This is a genomic window from Shewanella japonica (genome assembly GCF_002075795.1).
In the GTDB taxonomy this organism is placed as follows: Bacteria; Pseudomonadota; Gammaproteobacteria; order Enterobacterales; family Shewanellaceae; genus Shewanella; species Shewanella japonica.
The window spans coordinates 4092362-4109614 of sequence record NZ_CP020472.1 but is presented as its reverse complement, the minus strand read 5'-3'; the positions used below and the strand labels follow the sequence as shown (position 1 = coordinate 4109614).

The following is a 17253-nucleotide window of genomic DNA, read 5'->3' as shown; positions in this document are numbered from 1 at the left end:
ATTGATTTTATGTGAGATTCGTGCACAATGATCAGCAGTTGAAAGGGCACTTAATTAAAGAGTTAAAAGTAATGGCGAAGATTTCTAAAGAAGAGAAAGAAGCTAACTTTCAGAAGTATAACCAAATTATTTTGGATATCTTTTTTGAAAGCGGCTGGCATTGTGTGACTTATGACAACATTGCCAAAGTTGCTGGGGTGCGAAAGAGTACCTTACAAGGCTATTACGAATCGAATAAAGAGTTTGCTCATGCATTAAGAGGCAAAGTATTTCCGATTTTTGCTGAGCAATTAGATTTTAGTTCGAAAGAGGCATTAACTGAGAGCTGGCATAAAGCGCTATCGGTTAAGCGCTTCCGTTATATTTTGAATATGCTTATTGCTAATTCAACTTTACCTGAGCCCTCTGACATGACCGTTAATGGTATGTCTAACCTGATCAAAATGGTTGATGGGCATTTTCCTGGCGAAGGTAGGGAAGTGGTTGAAGGTTTACTCGGTAAAACGATTTTGACGTTACTGGATGTGTAACCGGATAATTGATCGTCATTCAGCTTAATAACTCAATGGTGAGAAAATGAAAGCGGCTGGTATTTCTAAATAAATATGTTTGGGTTAATTTTCCTGATTAACCAGCGCCGCTAACATATACACCAAAGGGGCATTCCAGTTAATGGCGATTTCGTTGCTGGCATAACTGCAATCATGATCGAGGTAAGACTTTGCAGCTTGTTTTGATGGGTAAATGCCGCCTTGTTTTTTACAATCTTTGGCGTCCTGTTGCCCTGGTTGTGGCCCGCCAGCTAAAAAACCAGGAATAGGCGCTTTAATACCATCAGCCATAGAAGCACGGTGGTGAATATGCATCGGAGTCTGTTGGCCGATCCCTGTGACATAAGAGATACCCATTGGATTACGACCAAAAATGTAATCGACGATAGCTATAGCGTGCTCCTCATACAAACTGTTCGGCTTATCTTTATTGTTTATGATTTGGTTTACACGCAATAACGTCACCGCTTTATTGAGCATGTTTGAGTTACTGCCCCATACAAAATCATTTGGACTAATCGCAAGGCCGTAAGCTGAATTTTGCCCCACTTCAATCCAACGCTCTGTTAATGCCGTGAGTTGCTTTTTAGCTTCTTTTGCGATGGTGTTAGGCGTATCAGAGTGTGATGCTAGTGTGATTAAGGCTAACGTTTCGACTTTATCCCACTCAGGGTTACGCGGCTTTTTCGGTATTTCAACTTTACTGAGGTATTCACTATCGCCTGTTGCAGCAAAAAGCTCGGCAGCTGCCCATAACCACTCATCTTTTAAGTCATCCCCAGCTGTGGCATATGTCCCAGTGTGGATATCACTCGGCTGTTGATAATGGATGGCTGGATTTTTCAATGACCATTGCCATGCTTGCTTTGCTGCCATTAATAGTTGCTGGCTATAGCTATGACCATTTGCAGGGTTAATTGATAAGTGTTGATCATACAGGGCAAGGATCTGGCTGGCTTTTGCCATTGTTGCAGCGAACCCTAAGCTGGCTGCTGTGGATTTGGCAACAAGGTAACGAGGTTGGTCCATCTTATGGGGCATTTCTGTGTCGCCAGTAAACCGCTTAGTCGTGAGCTTATGGTACAAGCCACCATCATTGGGATCTTGCATGGTCAGCATCCAGTCAATATTCCACATTACTTCGTCAATGATGTCTGGTAATGCATTACCTGATTCAGGAATATTCAAGTTAAGGTTAATGATGGCATTGGACTGTTCTGATACCACTGCAAGTAAGGTATACACTGTGATATTTGAGTTCACTATGTACTTATTGTAATCGCCAGCATCGTACCAACCTTTAGGAGATGAAATGACGGTGCCAACAGGGCGCGCTTTAGATGCCGCTGATTCGTGCACATATACAATAGTGTCTGGATGAGCAGCAGGTCTCGCATATTGGCCTGCAAATTCTTTTTGAATCACAGCGCCGCTGCGATTATAAAAATAGGCTTTAATGGCCGAAGCTAATGGTTTGTTATAACGCTCATCTGAAATAGTAAATGGCAGTGATTGCGGTATTGAGTCAACTTTTATGAAGTATTCACCTTGTTGAGTCACTTCGTCAAAATGCGCAAGCATTACCTTGTCACCAGATGCTTCCCATGTTTTGGCTTCAGATAACTTTCCTTGAAAAACCGTTTTACCAGTTTGCCGCTCAATCACGCTAAAATTATCCGCATCAGTTTCTGGTACCACAGCTGTTTTTGTACCATTAACGCCAAAACCTAATTGATTAAACTGAATGGCGTAATTTTTATTGGGGGCTGCATGGCTAATGCTAATGTTGAGTAATATAGCAGTAACAATCAGGGGGCATATTTGGGCGACAAGCTTAATCATTATCAATCCTTGTTAACGTAATTAGCCTGTTCATTATTACGGCTTTTTTAGCAAGAAAGAAACCCGAATGAGTCGAAATGACTATGCAAAAATATCAACAATGGACCGTTCTGCCCAGTTGAATGGGATGCAAGATTAAAGCTTGTTATTGTCACCTGACAATTACAGTCACAATGCTTTAGAATAAGCCATTAATTTTTTCACAAGAGCAACAACATGCACGTACATATTCTTGGGATCTGTGGCACTTTTATGGGCGGCCTTGCGTTATTAGCCCGTGCTATGGGGCACAAAGTGACAGGCAGTGATGCCAATGTTTATCCGCCAATGAGTACCCAACTTGAAGAGCAAGGAATTGAACTTATCCAAGGTTTTGATCCAGTGCAATTGGGCAAAGAGGGTGAAAACCAGCCCGATGTTGTTGTGATTGGTAATGCTATGAGCCGCGGTAACCCGTGTGTCGAAGCGGTATTGAATCGAGGTATTAACTATACTTCTGGGCCGCAATTCTTATCTGAATATATTTTACCTGACCGCTGGGTGCTGGCGGTATCTGGCACGCACGGTAAAACATCAACCTCAAGTATGCTTGCATGGGTGCTTGAATATTGTGGTTACGAACCGGGCTTTTTAATTGGTGGCGTACCGCAAAACTTTGGTGTGTCAGCAAGGCTAGGTCATTCCCCTTTTTTCGTGGTTGAAGCAGATGAATATGACAGTGCTTTTTTTGATAAACGCTCTAAGTTTGTCCACTACCGACCTCGCACATTGGTGATTAATAACCTTGAATTTGACCATGCAGATATTTTTGCCGACTTAGGGGCGATTCAGCGCCAGTTTAATCACGTTATTCGCACAGTACCTGGTGAAGGCAAAGTCATTTGGCCAGCTGAAGTTGAGGCTGTAAAAGACGTCATTGAGTTAGGCTGCTGGAGTGAGCAAGAGCTATTTTATGTGACTAGTACAACGGGTAAACAAGCAGGTAAAGGTTGGTATGCAAATACCATTGCAGCAGATGGTCACGAGTTTGAAGTGATGTTTGATGGTGAATCTCAAGGTATTTTGAATTGGGACTTACTGGGACAGCATAATATTGAAAATGCCGTGATGGCAATTGCTGCAGCGCGTCATGTTGGTGTGTTACCAGCACAAGCTATTGAAGCGTTAGCTCAATTTGCGCCGCCTAAACGCCGTCTGGAGCTACTGGATACGGTGAGTGGTATTGCTGTTTATGATGACTTTGCTCATCATCCCACAGCCATTGCTACCACGTTGCAAGGGTTGCGAGCTAAAGTGGGTGAAGCGGATAACGCCAGTGGTAAATTGATTGTGGTTTTAGAACCTCGCTCAAATACCATGAAAAGCGGGGTACATAAAGACACCTTAGCCGCTTCAATGGCACTGGCAGATTGTGCGTTTTTGTACCAAGCTCACAATATTGGTTGGGACATGAGTGCCAATATGAATCATGCCAGTATTCCTGTCACTGTGATGACTGAGATTACAGATATTATTAACGCAGTCTCGTCACTGGCTCAATCGGGTGACACCATTGTTATTATGAGTAATGGCGGCTTTAATGGTATTCATCAGAAATTAATTAGCGCTTTAGCTTAAATAACCATTTTAAGGCATCCATAAGCGTACACTGAACGTATAAATAGCGAGATACACTTAGCTATATTTAGAGAGTTTATGAGTAATACAACGCAGTACAACAAAAGACCCAAAGCCATTAGCCTTGCATGGACTGGAGCCTCAGGTGCGCCATATGGTTTAAAGCTATTGCAATGCTTGCTTGAGGCCGATTATCAAGTATTTTTGATGATTTCAAGCGCAGCACGAGTGGTACTTGCTACTGAAGAAGCGCTGCAATTAAGTGCCAACCCTGAAAAAGCACGTGAGCAGTTATTAGCGCATTTTAAAATGACAGATTCTGTGATTGGTGAGCTGGTGGTGTTAGGTAAAGATGAGTGGTTTTCACCACCTGCATCGGGCAGCGCGGCACCTAAACAAATGGTGATTTGTCCTTGTTCTACTGGCACCCTAGCAGCTGTCGCTACCGGAATGAGCAATAATTTATTAGAAAGAGCAGCTGATGTGGTCATGAAAGAGCGTGGTCAATTAATCCTTGTGCCACGGGAAACTCCTTTTAGTGCCATACACTTAGAGCATATGTTAAGCCTTACACGTCATGGCGCGACTATCATGCCTGCTGCGCCAGGTTTTTATCACCATCCCCAATCGATAGAAGATCTGGTAAACTTCATGGTTTCCCGAATTCTAGATCATTTGGGTATTGAACATGGGCTGACAAATCGTTGGGGTTATGCCACACAAAAGTCTCGCGACGAAGCCAATGATTAAGTCCGAAAGTCACGACAATTGAGAGTAATATGAAACACACAACCGAAGTGATGATTTCTGCAGAAGAAATCAACGAAAAACTGGATATATTAGCTGAAAGGATTAATGCCCATTACGCAGACAGCGAGCGTTTGTTAATGGTCGGCTTATTGAAAGGGTCTGTGGTTTTTATGGCTGACTTATGTCGCCGTATTAAAGGCCATGTTGAAATCGACTTTATGTCAGTTTCAAGTTATGGCAACGCAATGACAAGCTCACGTGACGTTAAAATCTTAAAAGATGTTTCTTCTGAGATTGCTGATCGCGATGTATTGATTGTTGAAGATTTGATTGATTCAGGTAACACCCTAAATAAAGTACGTGACATGTTATTATTGCGTGAGCCTAAAAGCCTAGCACTATGTACATTATTGGATAAACCTGAACGTCGTGAAGTGGATGTTCCTGTCGACTTTATCGGTTTTTCCATTCCTGATGAGTTTATTGTTGGCTATGGTATCGATTATGCTGAGCAGTATCGTAACCTGCCTTATATCGCAAAAGTGGTTCCATTAGATTAATGTAACCCTTTGTGTGCAAACTCCCGCTTTAGGCGGGAGTTTTATTTTGGGCGTTAGAAAATATTTGCACCTTTTTCAGTTACATTACGTCATAGATAATACAATGCCAGTGTAATCACTCGTCTTAACAAACAGCTTAGAGGTATAGTAATGAGTAACAGCACCAATGCTTTGGTGATCGAAAACCTGCAAAAAACTTATAAAAGCGGTGTCCAAGCCGTTAAAGGAATTAGTTTAACCGTTGAACAAGGTGATTTTTTTGCTTTGTTAGGGCCCAATGGTGCCGGTAAGTCGACCACCATCGGGGTGATTAGCTCGTTAGTGCAAAAAACCGCTGGCAGCGTCAAGGTGTTTGGGTTTGATATCGATAAAACACTTGAACAAGCCAAAATGTGTATTGGCCTTGTACCGCAAGAGTTTAATTTTAATCAGTTCGAAACAGTGCTGCAAATTGTGGTGAATCAAGCGGGTTACTATGGCGTTACCCGTGCCGTCGCGTTACAGCGCGCCGAGAAATACCTTTCACAACTGGATTTGTGGGAAAAGCGTGACAGTCAAGCTAGAGCCTTATCTGGTGGCATGAAGCGCCGCTTAATGATTGCCAGAGCATTAATGCATGAGCCGAAGTTACTGATTTTAGATGAACCTACAGCTGGAGTTGATATCGAGCTACGCCGCTCTATGTGGCAGTTTTTAAAAGATATTAACAACCAAGGTGTGACGATTATTTTAACCACGCACTATCTTGAAGAAGCTGAAATGTTATGCCGCAATATTGGTATTATTGACAAAGGTTTGCTGGTGGAAAACACCAGTATGAAAAGCTTGCTAAGTAAATTGGATGTTGAAACCTTCATTTTAGATTTACGTAATGATATTGAAGCCGCGCCGCAAATCCCCAATATGAACTGCCGCTTTGTTGACGGGCACACGTTAGAAGTGGATGTGGCAAAGGCACACAACCTTAATGATTTATTTGCCAAACTCTCAGAGGCAAACATCGAGGTCTCATCGATGCGAAATAAGGCCAACCGTCTTGAAGAGTTATTCGTAGAGCTTGTTGAAAAAGCCAAGGAGGCAAAATAATGAAGCACCTATATTGGATTGCCTTTAAAAGTATATTAACGAAAGAAATTAATCGTTTTACTCGTATTTGGGTACAAACATTAGTGCCGCCAGCGATTACCATGACATTATATTTTCTGATTTTTGGCAACTTAATTGGTAACCGCATTGGTGAAATGGGCGGCGCATCTTATATGGAATTCATCGCGCCAGGCCTCATTATGATGTCGGTGATAACCAACTCATACTCTAATGTTGCGTCTTCATTTTTTAGTGCCAAAATGCATGGCAGTATCGAAGAGCTAATGGTTGCTCCTGTGCCTCATTACGTGATGATTGCTGGCTACGTGGGAGGCGGAGTTGCTCGTGGTTTAAGTGTTGGTTTGATTGTGACATTAGTGGCTATGTTCTTTGTTAACCTGAGCCTGCATCATGTTGGTCTTGTGATAATGACGGTATTTTTAACTTCTGTGCTATTTGCATTAGGCGGGTTAATTAATGCAGTATTTGCAAAAAGTTTTGATGATATCAGCATTATTCCCACGTTTATCTTAACGCCGCTGACCTATTTGGGCGGGGTGTTTTACTCACTCTCTTTATTACCCGATTTTTGGCAAGGCGTGTCGGCATTAAATCCGGTTGTGTATATGATTAACGTATTCCGTTACGGCTTTTTAGGCTTTGCAGATATTAGTGTGCCATTATCAATTGGCATCATGGTAGGCTTTTGTGCATCGCTTTGGTTTGTGGCTTACTACTTAATATCTCGTGGTATTGGCTTGCGTAGTTAAGCTAAGTTAACCATCAAATATTATGCTAAAAGGGCTCATTATGAGTCCTTTTTTTATGACGAATGCATTACAGTGGTTTGATAGTTAACCATTTCCATGGCGATGATTTTAATGTGATGCCAAGGTTTTGATGTCATGGTAAAGACAAAAGGATATAACACACGGATGAAACCAATAGATATTGGTAAGGCTTATGATCAAATAACGCATCGCTGGACAAGCGATACATTTAATCTTGAAAATGGCATAGCGCAGCATAAAAAAGCGCTGAACTTTGTTAAGCACAAGGGTAAAGCACTTGATATTGGTTGTGGCTGCACAGGGCGTTTTATCGAACTATTAAAAGCAGAGGGGTTTGCTCCTGAAGGTTTAGATGTGTCGGCTGAAATGATTAATATTGCGAAAGCCCGTCAGCCTGATGTTCGTTTTATTCATGCTGATATTTGCCAGTATCCATTGGATGAACAATACATGTTCATCACTGCTTGGGACAGTATTTGGCATATTCCGTTGACTGAGCAAACACAAGTATTGACCAACATTGTCAATGGATTATGTTCTGGCGGTGTGTTGATATTCTCGTTTGGTGGGACAACAGAAGCTGGCTCGCATACCAATTCGGTGATGGGGCCTGAGGTGTATTATTCATCATTAGGTACCAATGGTTTTTTATCATTATTTCAGTCTTTAGGTTGTGTAGTCAGGCATCTTGAATTCGATCAATATCCTGAAATTCATACCTATCTTATAATTGAAAAGCCTTAAATCACTCAGTAAGGCTTATTACGCTATATTCATCTTAACTGCGACGATTCATGGCATTTTTTAGTGTCTAGAGTGACTTTTATTTCTACATAGAGAGATATAGTTCGATTTAATCGACTAATAGGTGTGTTTTATTGCAATTTTTATTCTAAATTTTAGTTGCTAAAGTGGCTTTAACGTTTTTAATAGAGACACTTAAGATGAAAGTAAAAAGCAAATTTACTGCAAGACCAGCAATGGATGGTGATGGCGTGAACATTAAGCGAGTGGCTGACTTTATGAATACTCGCTTTGATCCATATTTAATGATCGATGAGATTAAGTCAAACGACAAGCAGGATTTTATTGGTGGATTTCCACCTCACCCTCATCGTGGTATTGAAACGTTTACCTACTTAATAAAAGGCGGCTTTGAGCATCGTGATCAGCTAGGGAATGTTAAAGCGATTCGCAGTGGTGACGTGCAGTGGATGAGTACCGGCAGCGGCGTTATTCATTCTGAAATGCCACTCGCTGATGCCAATGAAGGGCTGCATGGTTTTTAAATTTGGCTCAATATGCCAGCTAAAGACAAGATGCGCCCAGCAATATATCAAGACACGACAGGTAACCCTAATCCTACGGTGAGCAACAGACATGGCGCTTCACTCAAAGCGCTCGCTGGAAACTGGCAATTTACAGACTCGAAGGAAACAATAGAGGCCAGTATTCAAGGTTTAGCGGGTCAAGGTGCTATTGCTGATGTGACGTTATCGAGAAATGGCCAAGCCAATATTGATTTGTCCGCACACCACAGTGTCAGTGCTTATATCTATCAAGGTGAACTTACCTATATTGATACCAAGGGCGAACAAGCACTGGCTAAACAAGGTCAGTTAGTGGTCATTGAGCCGGAGAGAAATACTCATTTACAGGCGGGAAACCTAGATAGTGGCTTATTATTATTGGCTGGTTGTCCAATCAATGAAGAAATTGTGCACATGGGACCATTTGTGATGAACACTCAAGCAGAAATCAATCAAGCCATTGATGATTATCAGCAAGGGCGATTTGGTGAGATAGCGTCATCTTTTTGAGTGGTTCATGAAGTAATATTCAAATAAATGTCAGCGATTAGCGGATAAAATTGCTACAATAGCTATTCTAACATTTGGCCAAGGTATTTTTCCTTGGCCGAGTTGTTTCTATTATCCCAATTTTGCTTTGATATCAGAGGATATTCACCTTGAGTCAGTCTACTGAACAGGCCGCTAATACGGCTTTCGCATCACTTAATCTGAAACCAGATTTGCTTGATAACCTAAAAACCATGGGCTATGAGTCTATGACTCAAATTCAAGCAGAAAGCTTACCCGCGATTATTGCTGGTGATGACGTAATTGGCCAAGGAAAGACCGGCTCAGGTAAAACTGCTGCGTTTGGTTTGGGCTTACTCAATAAGTTGAATGTGAAACGTTTTCGTATCCAAACTATGGTGTTATGCCCAACTCGTGAGTTGGCAGATCAAGTTGCCAAGGATATTCGTACGCTAGCTCGTGGCATACATAACGTGAAAGTACTGACGTTATGCGGTGGCGTGCCTATGGGACCTCAAATCGGCTCGCTTGAACATGGCGCACATATTATTGTTGGTACGCCAGGGCGTATTGTTGATCATTTAGATCGCAATCGTTTAGATCTTAGCAATGTGAATATGTTGGTATTAGACGAAGCCGATCGCATGTTAGAAATGGGCTTTCAAGATCATATTGATCAAATTATTGCTGAAACGCCGCATGAAAGACAAACACTGCTTTTCAGTGCAACCTTCCCTGAGCAAATTCAGCAAATTGTTGAGCAAATCATGTATAAGCCACTGATGGTTAAAGTCGAGGCTACTCATGATAATCATACGATTGAACAGCATTTCTATCACACAGAAGACAACCAAGCCCGTTTAGAAGCGTTACGTTTATTGTTATTAGAGAAACAGCCTGAAAGTGCAGTGGTTTTTTGTAATACCAAACGTGAAACGCAAAAAGTGGCCGACACATTAGCTGAGCAAGGTTTCAGTGTTTTAGCCTTGCATGGCGATTTAGAACAGCGCGATCGCGATCAAATGCTACTGCGTTTTGCTAACCGTAGTGCGCGTATTTTAGTGGCGACTGATGTGGCATCGCGTGGGTTAGATATCGAAGATTTAGAAGCGGTGTTTAATTATCACATTGCTTACGACACTGAAGTGCACATTCACCGTATTGGCCGTACAGGCCGTGCTGGTAGTAAAGGCGCAGCATACACTTTCTTTAGTCATTCTGATGGCCATAGAATGGTTGAAATTGAAGAGCTTATCGGCAAAGAAATTGATGGTGAAACACTGCCTTCAATGAACGTGCTTAACAAGCACCCGCTTGAAGCGGAAATGATCACCATTCAAATCGATGCAGGTAAAAAGCATAAAATTCGCCCTGGCGATATTGTGGGTGGCTTAACGGGTGAGAACGGTATTAATGGTGCTGATATTGGCAAGATTAAAGTGACTGATATCCGCTCATTTGTTGCTGTGAAGCGTGATGCATCGAAAAAAGCGTTGAATAAAATAACCAAAGGACGATTAAAAGGTAAGACTTACCGTGCTTGGTTTTTATAATTAATGGTCACGATTAATTGTGACTAACAACAAGCGAGAATGAGTAATATCATCCTCGCTTTTTTTATGTATCAGCTTATCAGTTTCATGCCAAAAATAGCATCAACCCGAGCTTAATACTGGTGATGACAGCCACATAGCTGCATAGGATAATGCTGCGCCTATGTCGACGTGGGAGTAGCTCTGAAATGCTCACGGTTGATTGATTAGCATCAACGAGTGAATTTGTTTGAAAAAGGCTTGATCGCCAAATCATAAACCAGCTCACACTAACGAGATAATCTATCCCATTAAGTCGAAACGCCATGTGGGAAAACGGATTAAAAAAGATATTCTTGGTACTCAGTACCCGTTTAATGTTGACTGGAGCGAGTGGGCGGTTTTTTGTGGAAGTAGGCGAGTTGCAGATCTCATCATGATGATTGGCATTGGTTTGAATAAGATCAGTTGTGAGAGTAAAACGACCTGTCCATCGATCGTAACTCACATTAATAACGCTAGCATTAAGCTGATGCGACTGTGTATCGAAGCGAGTAATGTTCATCTTGGTGACATCCTTTCAACCAATTAATTTCTAATCATTTATATAATCTTATTAGGATGTTAGTCATCGAACTAGCTATTATGAAGTAAGTTTAATTTCATCATCGATATGAGATTGTCCTAGTAAAGACGAATTACGAACACATAAGGTCATTAGAGCTTGATCATAGGTAGTCACTGCTTAGGCAACACTAAAAAATGAGTTGATTGAGGTGCGATTATTTGGCGCCTTTTTATCAAATTCAACTTTGTTGGTGATATTGGCGCTGTGTAAAATATTACCCGAATAAATCACTAATCTATTGGGTTTGGCTTCAATGCTGAATACCTTCTCAAATAGCTCATCTGAGTCATTAATATATCCATTACGTGTCACAGCTGCTTGCTTCACTTCATCGACCATTTTTAAAATTATATCTTTGTCATCTTGAGATAAATGCAGTGTGTCAGCACCTTTGTAGCGGTAAAAGTTAGTGCCACCTAATTGCTGATCGTTTAGGTAGTGAACTGCGGCCATGTCATGTGCTGATAATGAATCAAAGTGCGGCATTGTTTGAGTAGCATTTAGCTGCAAAGGACTAAGAGTGACTTTTGAAAGCCAGCATTTGGCTATTTTATGTTGCTTAAATTGTTCGCCATTAGGTTGCTGTGAGAGCTTGTCTATGAGCAATGATAAGCTTTGATAATAGGGTTTGGGCATTTCATCACGCACCCCTGGAAACAAAGTACCGTCAGCACCTACTGGATTAAAATAGGCTTTTTCTTTGCTGTAACGGACTAGGGCATCAAAATCAGCGATAAAGTTATCGATAACCCATACAAGATGGTTTGAATGTGGAATCGGGTTTACTTGTATTTGTAAGTCTGTATTGATCTGATGCATGGTCAGTGTGTTCCTTCACATTGTTGACGTCCCGCTAACGCATGAATATTGACGTACTAAGATGGCGGTATGGTTAATTTTACTTGAATTGGGTATTTAACTTAGTAGTAAAACGGCATCAAAATCACTCACAGCTTTGCTGTCATCTGTTGAGCATTGCTCAATTCACTTGTTTGTACGTCAATGACGTTTTATTGGATCATGATTGAAGCAACGTTGAGTGAGTTAGTCATCAGCGCCATGAGAGTGGTTTTGACCATAAGGTTTCAAATCAAGTTGAGTGGAGGTTATTGGTTTTAATTGGTTTTTTATATTGGGCTTTAGTCTGATTTCAACGAGCTAAGCCCTTATTGTTCAAGAGACTAGGCTTGTTTAATTCAACGTGGGTATATTTTATTGTGATTGCTCGCCTTCGCTGCCTGCTTCTTTAGCTTCTGAGAGCATATAAATCAGAGTTTCACCGTCATTAGCACTGGCAAGGTAAGACCAAGAACTCACATTATTGCCGAGTTCACTTCCTTGCAGTTGTTGACTTGCGAGCATCCAACCATTGGGTTTCAGTTCAATACCTCTTATTTCGCAAGTGGTGGTTTTACAATTTACTGCACTGATGTTCACCATATCGGCATATTCACTTAAAGCAAAAGAATCTAACAAGGCTTGCTCTCTTTCACTCGCCCAATTGGGATCGATTTCTGCTTGATGATGGCGTTTAAATAAGGAAACCATTTCCCCTTGTTGCGAGGAGACGATATCGGCATAGGCTGCAGGTACCCATACACTGGCTTGCTCGGCAGTGATGGCGTCAGGTTCTTGGTGAAAAGGAGATGTCGCTTGTCCTGCTTCATCGATCTCATTATAGGCAAGTTCAACTTGCTGCTCTAATAAGCCAAGTGAGGCATTCATTGAATCAATAAGCGTATTTTTTTCATCGAGTTGTTGTTTCAGGTGCTCGATTTCTTGTTTTAGCTCCGTAACCAAATCAATTGAGCTAGAATCAATCACTTTTGCTACCGAAGCTGAATTATTTTGCTCAGCGTCTTCATCGCTATTATGCGCGGTAGGTGGCTTTGTTTGAACTTGATTCAGCTGACTTTTACCCATTTGTAAGCCAACAAATAGGCTGCCTATTGCTAAAAGCAATACCACAATGAATAAACCTGTATGTTTCATAAATCTTCCATGAATGAAATTGTTTAATTTATCATTAATTATGATGGACGAAGAGCGTTAATCTGGCAACTTTATTGAGGGGGAAGCTTATGAATCAAACGCTGGAACAGGCAAATAAAAAAGGCATGAAAGGGTTATTTTCATGCCTTTAAGACAAGGTGTTAGTGACTGATTAAGTTAAATGTTTAACGTCTAATGCACTAACATCTAGCGCCTAGCATTCGCGTAAGGGTCGACTTTGCCTTGAGTTGCCGTTTGGTCATTACGACCTTGGCGTCTTCTTTGTGGCTTTTTAGTGCCTTCAGCTTGAGCTGTTTCAGCTTCAGCTCGAGCACGGGCGCGTTGGCGCTGACTTGGCTTATCTGTATTGCCTTTTGGCGCAGGACGTTGTCCTTGTTTTTGCCCTTGCTTTGGTTTGTCAGCTTGGTTGGCATGCTTACGGCGATTTGGGTTTGGCTTCTTATGATTCGCTGTGCGATGTCCGCCTTTTAAACTTGCTTCAGGTAAATCGTGACAAGCTTCGTAACCTTCAATGAGCTTACGTTCAACAGTACGCTTGATGAGCCTTTCAATGTCATGGAGTAACTTCACCTCTTCGTCACTCACAAGTGATACAGCTAAGCCTGTTGCACCCGCACGACCTGTACGACCGATACGATGAACGTAATCCTCTGGTACATTCGGCAAATCAAAGTTCACCACAAATGGCAATTGATCGATATCGATACCACGTGCTGCAATATCAGTTGCAACCATGACTTGTGCTTTGCCTGCTTTAAAATCGGCTAGGGCTTTTGTTCTCGCGCCTTGGCTTTTGTTACCGTGAATAGCAACGGCATTAATACCTTCGGCATCGAGGTTTTTAGCTAAACGGTTAGCGCCGTGTTTCGTACGTGAAAACACTAACACTTGATGCCAATCATTTTCTTTAATTAGCTTAGTTAGAATACGAGCTTTACGGCTTTTATCGACTGCGTAAACACATTGTTCAACCGTGTTGGCTGTGGCGTTGCGTGGGGTCACTGAGATTTCAACTGGGTTGTTAACTAAGCCTTTAGCAAGTTCACGAATTTCATCAGAAAAGGTTGCTGAGAACATTAAGTTTTGACGTTGCTTTGGCAACATGGCCAATACTTTTTTAATGTCTCGGATAAAGCCCATGTCTAGCATGCGGTCAGCTTCATCTAAAATCAGTACTTCAAGTTGGCTAAAGCTCAACGCTTTTTGTTGGCATAAATCCAATAAACGACCTGGGGTGGCTACTAAAATATCAACACCGTTTCTTAGTGTTGAGATTTGAGGGTTAATGGATACGCCACCAAACACCACGGCCGATTTTAGCGGTAAGTTAGTGCCATATGTTGAGACGCTTTCAGCAACTTGGGCTGCCAGTTCGCGTGTTGGAGTAAGCACTAAAGCACGAACTTGGCCGCGCTTTGCTCGTTGGCCTTTAGAGAGTAATTCTAACAAAGGTAAGGTAAATCCAGCGGTTTTACCTGTCCCCGTTTGCGCAGCAGCCATGACATCTTTGCCTTCTAATACGGCTGGAATAGCTTGCTCTTGAATTGCAGATGGAGTGTCGTAACCTTGTTTTTCAACAGCTTTTAAAATTGCTGTACTTAAGCCTAGTGAGGCAAAACTCATAGAATGATCTCTTTGGGCAACACTGATGTTGCTTTGACTAAATGGGGTGCCACTAAATGGCGGCCGTGAAGCTTACCTGAAACACTGCTAGAGCGCCATTAAATCGATTAAATATTCTTCTTTTATTGTCGCTTATAGGTAAATATTCGATTATGGGGTTTTCAGCCTATTTTTTAATGAATTAGTTTTAATCTTAAGTGCTAAAGCAGATTATTTTACATACAATGAAATACAATAACTTAGCAGGTTGTTTCTCATCATTGTCAACGACATCAAATGCAAGGGAGGTGCAGGTATGAATCGAAAATCAGCAGCACAATCCCATATCGAAAGCACCATTGCCAGCCTTCGTGAGCATTCGAGCTCAGTGATTAAAAATGTGTTGTTAATGTCGAATATTCCTACATTCGATGTGCAACAGGCTATGCACTCGTTACATCAGCATGGCCGAGTAGCACTTCACTTTCACCCAGATCGTCTTGATAGCCGAGGTATATCCGTCGCTGCAGGACTGCTTAAAGGTGGGGTGTATAAAAGCCAATTTGAAACGCATATATCCAATGGTCAGTTATCGCCTGAACTAGGTGGACCGCGTGATCATTGGGAGAATCAGCTTTTTGGCCAGTGTTACTCAGGCGTGAAACAGCGACCCAAATATGGTGCGTTAGATATTGGTTTGTGCCCTATGGGACCAGCGCCTCGATTTGGTAGTTGCTATTTTCTTACACATGCGCAATTACTGTCTCGCTGCACTTTTAGTTATATGGATTCATATCGCTTACCTAAGGAAAAAGGCACATTAGCGAATTTTGAAGTGGTGTTGGCTGCGTTATTGAGTGAATGTTTTGAGCGTCAATATGCGTTAGGTGTTAATAACATTAAGCCTGCAGATATTGTGGATCATGTTAAGCAGCAATTACCACTCGGGATTCAGAGGCGCTTTTTAAGACCCGCATCGGCTAATTTGGATCATTACATCGAAGCGCAGATTCATGGTGATGTTTCTTTAGATGACGATATTGCTTATTTGGTGGCGGATCCAAGCTTTAAAGCAACAGATACTGGCGATGTAATGCAATTGCTTTGCGATGAATATGATATTGAGCTGCTTTGGCACCCAGGTTACCAACTTGAGGTGGCGCAAGTACCCATTGATTTTCGTGGAGCGACTATGCCTGAATTGGCTAAGGTAATAGCCCGTGATAATAAGATTAATGCAGAAGTGATTGGCCGTGCTGCGCAAGTATTAACCGAAACCCCAGTTGCATGGAGTGAACGTGGTAAGCAGGCACAGCGGCTACAACAGCTAAAATTGATGTGGCATGTATTGGTTAAATTTGGTGCTAAACCACCTAAAATATAATGGGTAATTAAGCCCATTTCTATGATTGAGTTTCGGCTATTATCAGAGTCAGAGTGTTAGCCAAAGCGGTATGTTGCTCCTCCTTGACGTTTAGATTTATACATAGCGAAATCAGCTGCTTTGATAAGTTTATCAAAATCTTCACCTGAATCTGGATAGGTGGCGATGCCGACACTGCAGTTGAGAAATAATGATTGGTCATTCAGGATAAATGGGGTGTCAAGCGTTGCAATTAATACCTCTGCCATCTGAGAAATATCGTTATTGTCAGTAACATCTTCAAGTAATAATAAGAATTCATCAGCCCCAATTCTGGCTAACGTATCTGATTCTCTAATGACCAGTTGTAACCTTGAAGTGATCTCTACTAACACTTTGTCAGCTTGCAGGTGGCCAACAGCATCATTCACTTTTTTAAATTCATCTAAGTCAATGTATAACAGGCTGAATCGAGTTCGTGTGCGTTTGCAACGCTCGATAGATTGCTGCACTCGATCCATTAATAAATAGCGGTTAGGTAGCGAAGTGAGTTGATCATAGCAGGCTTGGTTCAGTTGCTGCTGCGACTGATTGACGCGTTGAGTGATGTCACGATTGACGATCAATGCGCCAATAAACATCTGGTTGTCATCAAATAAAGGCACACAAGTTGACGCTTGCCAGCCAATTGAGCCGTCTTGATGTAAAAACCGCAATTCACCGGACCATTTGCCATGTTGCTCTAACGCATTATTGACCAACTCTGTCATCGTGGTGCTATCTTCTTGCAGAAGCAGTTGGGCAATGGGTTTCTCAATAATGTCTTTTTTAGCGTAACCATACAAATCCTGTGCGCCATCATTCCAATCGATAATGAATCCAGCGGCATCTGTAATTATGACGGCGTCAAATAAGTGATTAAAGGCGTGCGCTCTGCGTACTAAAAGATCAACATCCATATTAATGTACCTTCTTTATCCCTATTAGAAGAAAGTGGACTGGCAACATAGGTTATATCGTTTTCATCATGGCAATAATTGAAGGGGGATATACTTTTCCTCTCCAATTAGGGTTCAAATCGCACTAATATTAACGGCA

General features: G+C 41.7%; 15 protein-coding genes and 1 pseudogene. 11 read left to right on the top strand and 5 right to left on the bottom strand.

Translation table 11 applies throughout. From position 1 onward, the window contains the following. Positions 1-71: 71 nt before the first annotated feature. Positions 72-530 carry a TetR/AcrR family transcriptional regulator gene (locus SJ2017_RS17615; RefSeq protein WP_156003344.1) on the top strand — a complete coding sequence of 153 codons (459 nt, stop codon included), beginning with the start codon at positions 72-74 and terminating at the stop codon, positions 528-530. A gap of 84 nt (positions 531-614) precedes the next feature. Here the strand turns inward: SJ2017_RS17615 and SJ2017_RS17610 are convergent, their stop codons facing one another. Continuing rightward, complete coding sequence (locus SJ2017_RS17610) at positions 615-2393, bottom strand: glycoside hydrolase family 9 protein (RefSeq protein WP_080916688.1); 1779 nt, start codon at positions 2391-2393, stop codon at positions 615-617. A gap of 216 nt (positions 2394-2609) precedes the next feature. Between SJ2017_RS17610 and mpl the strand changes: the two genes are divergently transcribed. The 9 genes and pseudogenes from mpl to SJ2017_RS21525 all read left to right on the top strand — a co-directional run bounded on the left by mpl (position 2610) and on the right by SJ2017_RS21525 (position 11141). Further along, complete coding sequence (mpl, locus tag SJ2017_RS17605) at positions 2610-4010, top strand: UDP-N-acetylmuramate:L-alanyl-gamma-D-glutamyl-meso-diaminopimelate ligase (RefSeq protein ID WP_080916686.1); 1401 nt, start codon at positions 2610-2612, stop codon at positions 4008-4010. Between the two features lie 78 nt (positions 4011-4088). Continuing rightward, positions 4089-4760, top strand: coding sequence for a flavin prenyltransferase UbiX (locus tag SJ2017_RS17600; protein WP_080916684.1), 672 nt, complete (start codon positions 4089-4091; stop codon positions 4758-4760). A gap of 29 nt (positions 4761-4789) precedes the next feature. Further along, a complete protein-coding gene (hpt, locus tag SJ2017_RS17595) occupies positions 4790-5320 on the top strand; it encodes a hypoxanthine phosphoribosyltransferase (RefSeq protein WP_080916683.1) in 531 nt (176 codons plus the stop codon). 150 nt (positions 5321-5470) lie between these two features. Then, positions 5471-6406: an ABC transporter ATP-binding protein gene (locus SJ2017_RS17590; RefSeq protein ID WP_080916681.1), complete on the top strand. Its 936-nt coding sequence runs from the start codon at positions 5471-5473 to the stop codon at positions 6404-6406. Beyond that, positions 6406-7176, top strand: coding sequence for an ABC transporter permease (locus SJ2017_RS17585; protein ID WP_080916679.1), 771 nt, complete (start codon positions 6406-6408; stop codon positions 7174-7176). The genes SJ2017_RS17590 and SJ2017_RS17585 overlap by 1 nt, the downstream gene beginning before the upstream one ends. A gap of 165 nt (positions 7177-7341) precedes the next feature. Next, positions 7342-7941: a class I SAM-dependent methyltransferase gene (locus tag SJ2017_RS17580; RefSeq protein ID WP_055024874.1), complete on the top strand. Its 600-nt coding sequence runs from the start codon at positions 7342-7344 to the stop codon at positions 7939-7941. 200 nt (positions 7942-8141) lie between these two features. Then, positions 8142-9017: pseudogene (locus tag SJ2017_RS17575) on the top strand (pirin family protein). Positions 9018-9166: 149 nt separating this feature from the next. After that, positions 9167-10570 (top strand): ATP-dependent RNA helicase DbpA, encoded by a 1404-nt coding sequence (dbpA, locus tag SJ2017_RS17570; protein WP_080916677.1) that lies wholly within the window; start codon positions 9167-9169, stop codon positions 10568-10570. Between the two features lie 307 nt (positions 10571-10877). Then, positions 10878-11141, top strand: a complete 264-nt coding sequence (locus SJ2017_RS21525) for a hypothetical protein (protein ID WP_144430186.1) — start codon at positions 10878-10880, stop codon at positions 11139-11141. Positions 11142-11294: 153 nt separating this feature from the next. Here the strand turns inward: SJ2017_RS21525 and SJ2017_RS17560 are convergent, their stop codons facing one another. The 3 genes from SJ2017_RS17560 to SJ2017_RS17550 all read right to left on the bottom strand — a co-directional run bounded on the left by SJ2017_RS17560 (position 11295) and on the right by SJ2017_RS17550 (position 14813). Beyond that, the gene (locus tag SJ2017_RS17560) at positions 11295-11996 is read right to left on the bottom strand and encodes a DUF6445 family protein (RefSeq protein WP_080916675.1); all 702 of its coding nucleotides are present in this window, start codon (positions 11994-11996) and stop codon (positions 11295-11297) included. Between the two features lie 393 nt (positions 11997-12389). Beyond that, positions 12390-13169, bottom strand: coding sequence for a hypothetical protein (locus SJ2017_RS17555; protein ID WP_080916673.1), 780 nt, complete (start codon positions 13167-13169; stop codon positions 12390-12392). Positions 13170-13376: 207 nt separating this feature from the next. Further along, a complete protein-coding gene (locus tag SJ2017_RS17550; RefSeq protein WP_080916672.1) occupies positions 13377-14813 on the bottom strand; it encodes a DEAD/DEAH box helicase in 1437 nt (478 codons plus the stop codon). Positions 14814-15108: 295 nt separating this feature from the next. Between SJ2017_RS17550 and SJ2017_RS17545 the strand changes: the two genes are divergently transcribed. Beyond that, complete coding sequence (locus tag SJ2017_RS17545; RefSeq protein ID WP_080916670.1) at positions 15109-16176, top strand: DUF3626 domain-containing protein; 1068 nt, start codon at positions 15109-15111, stop codon at positions 16174-16176. Positions 16177-16232: 56 nt separating this feature from the next. On the opposite strand, the gene SJ2017_RS17540 is transcribed toward SJ2017_RS17545, so the two are convergent. Beyond that, positions 16233-17114 (bottom strand): GGDEF domain-containing protein, encoded by an 882-nt coding sequence (locus SJ2017_RS17540; protein ID WP_080916668.1) that lies wholly within the window; start codon positions 17112-17114, stop codon positions 16233-16235. Positions 17115-17253: the final 139 nt, after the last annotated feature.